Source organism: Streptomyces sp. AC627_RSS907 (assembly GCF_019049165.1).
In genome coordinates this window covers 1-627 of record NZ_JAGMUE010000467.1, presented here as the reverse complement: position 1 = coordinate 627, position 627 = coordinate 1, and the positions used below count along the sequence as shown (strand labels likewise).

General features: G+C 68.9%; 1 protein-coding gene. It reads right to left on the bottom strand.

Features of this window, described 5'->3' with window-relative positions; all coding sequences use genetic code 11:
* On the bottom strand, nt 1-627 hold a 627-nt coding region (locus tag KUM32_RS36495), incomplete at both ends, for a cation:dicarboxylate symporter family transporter (RefSeq protein WP_217146184.1).

The following is a 627-nucleotide window of genomic DNA, read 5'->3' as shown; positions in this document are numbered from 1 at the left end:
GTCGCCCATCGCCTCGGCGATGAACAGCGAGGCCATCGTCAGGTAGATGGCGGTGCCGTCGAGGTTGAAGGAGTAGCCGGTGGGGACGGTGATGCCGACCACCGGCTTGCTGACCCCGGCGTGCTCCATCTTCGCGATCAGCCGCGGCAGCGCCGACTCGGACGAGGAGGTGGACAGGATCAGCAGGAACTCCCGCGCCAGGTACTTCAGCAGCAGGAACAGGTTCACGCCCGCCACCAGGCGCAGGATCGTGCCGAGCACGACGACCACGAAGATCAGACAGGTGACGTAGAAGCCGACCATGATGACCGCCAGCGAGCGCAGCGCGTCGGTGCCGGTCTCGCCGACCACCGCCGCGATGGCGCCGAAGGCGCCCACCGGGGCCGCCCACATGATCATCGCGAGCACCCGGAAGACGAGCCGCTGCACGTGCCCGATGCCGCGCAGGACGGGCTCGCCCGCCTTGCCCATGGCCTGTAGGGCGAAGCCGACCAGCAGGGCGATCAGCAGGGTCTGGAGCACCTCGCCCTCGGTGAAGGCGGAGAGCATGCTCGTCGGGATGATGCCGAGCAGGAACTCCTCGGTCGACTCGCTGGCGCCCTCGGCCTGGCCTTGGCCGACCTTGGC